The organism is Labrys sp. 22185, from assembly GCF_052045555.1.
Taxonomy (GTDB): domain Bacteria; phylum Pseudomonadota; class Alphaproteobacteria; order Rhizobiales; family Labraceae; genus Labrys; species Labrys neptuniae.
On the sequence record NZ_JBQEPH010000109.1, the window covers coordinates 1 to 2,429 of the forward strand.

Here is a 2,429-nt window from a genome sequence, read left to right on the forward strand (position 1 = left end):
ACATTGGAGGAGTTGGCGCCGTTGGCGGTCAGGTTCCAGCCCTTGTTGGCGGTCTGCTGCACGTCATAGAGCTGGGAGCCGTTGACCGCGTCGGTCGAACCTGCCGCAACCGCGCCATTGGCGAGATTGGTGATCTGGGTCGGCTGCGTCGCGCCGGCACCACCAAGGGTGATCTTGGTCTTGGTGGCGTCGTCATACTGCACCGCATTGGCGGTGGCATTGCCGACCACGGCGAAGAGCTGCGAACCGTTGACCGCATCGGTCGAGGTCGCCGTCACGTCGCCATTGGCGACGTTGGTGATCTTCTTGCCCCCGGCATCGACACCGGCAGTCGTCACGCTCGGCCCGCCTGTGATCATCAGGCCGGTCGCGTCGAGCTTGGACGCGCCCACCACTACGCTGGTCGTATCGATCGTCACCGCGCCGACGGACAGGCTGTTGGCGATCTTCACGTTGGAGGCAAGGTCGAAGGTCGCGTTCGGCCCGGACTGGCCGATCACGACATTGCCGTCTGTATTGCTGAGATCGACCGTACCGCCCGGCGCAATGTTGCTGGTGCTTGAGCCCTTGTTGGTGGAGAGGTTCCAGCCCTTGTTCGCGGTCTGGCTGACCGCGTCGAGCTGGCTGACATTGACCGCGTCAGTGGCCGCCACGCCATTGGCGACATTGCCGATGGTCACCGGCGTGCCGGCATTGCCGAGCGTGATCCTGTCCTTCATCGCGGGGTCGTCATATTTCACCGCGGCATTGGCGAGATTGGTGGTGTTGGTGTCGAGCTGCGTCAGCGCACCGGCGACTGTGGTGTAGTTCGTGGTGGCGGCCGCCGCATTGCCCTTGGCATCGACGGCCTTGATGCCCTGGCTGAAGCCGGACAGCGTGCCAGTGGCGGTGTTGAAGGTCGTGCCGCCGCCGATGGTCGAGGCGGTCGAATTGCCCAGATTGTTGACGTTGTTGCCGAGATTGGTCACCGAGGTCGACACGGTGTTGAGCTGGCTGAGATTGACTGCGTCGGTGGCGTTGGTGCCGGCGGCGACATTGGTGATCGCCTTGCTGGCGGCGTTGATGCCCGCCGAGGTCACGCTGGGACCGCCCGTGATGGTGAGGCCGGTGGTGTCGAGCTTGGAATTGCCGGTCGTGACGCTGGTGAAGGTCGGCGTCATCGAGGTGGCGATGGCGATGGTGTTGCCGGTCTGCGTGATCGCGATGTTGTTGCCGGCCTGGTAGGTTACGGTATCGCCGGGCGCAATCCTGGTCGAGGCACTGCCCGAAGCCGTGCCGGTGCTGCCGGCAACCGTGCCCGTATTGGCGTTCCAGCCCTTGCTGGCGGTCTGCTGCACGTCGAAGAGCTGCTGGCCGGTGACGGCATCGGTGGAGGTCGAAGTCACCGCGCCATTGGCAACATTGGTGATCTTCTGCGGCGAACCGCTGCCATGGCTGGCATCATACGCACCGAGCGTCTTGTTCCACTGCAGCGCATCGGTCTGCAACGCCGTCACGGAGGTGTTCACCGCATTGAAGGCGTTGCCGACATTGTTGTAGGTGGTGCCGCCGATATTGTAGCTCGGTGCGCTCACCGTGCCCGTCGCCGGATTATAGGTCGAGCCGCCACCGAGATTGCTGGCCGTCGAATTGCCGAGGTTGTTGACGTTGTTGCCGAGGTTCGTCACCGATGTGGCGACCGTGTTCAGCTGGCTCAGATTGACAGCGTCGGTGGCATTGGTGCCGGCCGCGACACTGGTGATCGCCTTGCTGGCGGCATTGATGCCGGCCGTCGTCACGCTCGGCCCGCCTGTGATGGTGAGGCCCGTGGCGTCGAGCTTGGAGTTGCCGACGGTGACACTGCTGGCGATGGCGAGATTGCTCGCCAGGTTGAAGGTGGCGTTCGGGCCCGATTGGGTGATGACGACATTGCCGTCGGAATTGTTGAGATCGACCGTGCCGCCGGGCGCGATGTTGCTGGTGGTCGCCCCCTTGTTGGTGGAGAGGTTCCAGCCCTTGTTCGCGGTCTGCTGGACGGCGAGGAGCTGCGAGCCATTGACCGCATCGGTCGAGGTCGTGGTCAACGCACCATTGGCGACATTGGTGATCGTCACCGGCGTGCCGGCATTGCCCAGCGTGATCTTGTTCTTCACTGCCGGGTCGTCATACTTCACCGCGGCATTGGCGAGATTGGTGGTGTTGGTGTCGAGCTGCGTCAGCGCGCCGGCCACCGTGGTGTAGTTGGTGGCGGCCGCCGCCGCATTGCCCTTGGCATCGACCGCCTTGATGCCCTGGCTGAAGCCCGACAGCGTGCCAGTGGCGGTGTTGAAGATCGTGCCGCCGCCGATGGTCGAGGCGGCCGAATTGCCCAGATTGTTGACGTTGTTGCCGAGATTGGTCACCGAGGTCGACACGGTGTTGAGCTGGCTGAGATTGACTGCGTCGGTGGC

Annotated in this window: 1 protein-coding gene; it reads right to left on the reverse strand. The window is 63.9% G+C overall.

The annotated features are described in order from the left end of the window. Positions 1-2,429: beta strand repeat-containing protein (locus ACTJKX_RS38110; RefSeq protein ID WP_440728494.1), on the reverse strand; the 2,429-nt coding region annotated here is incomplete at both ends.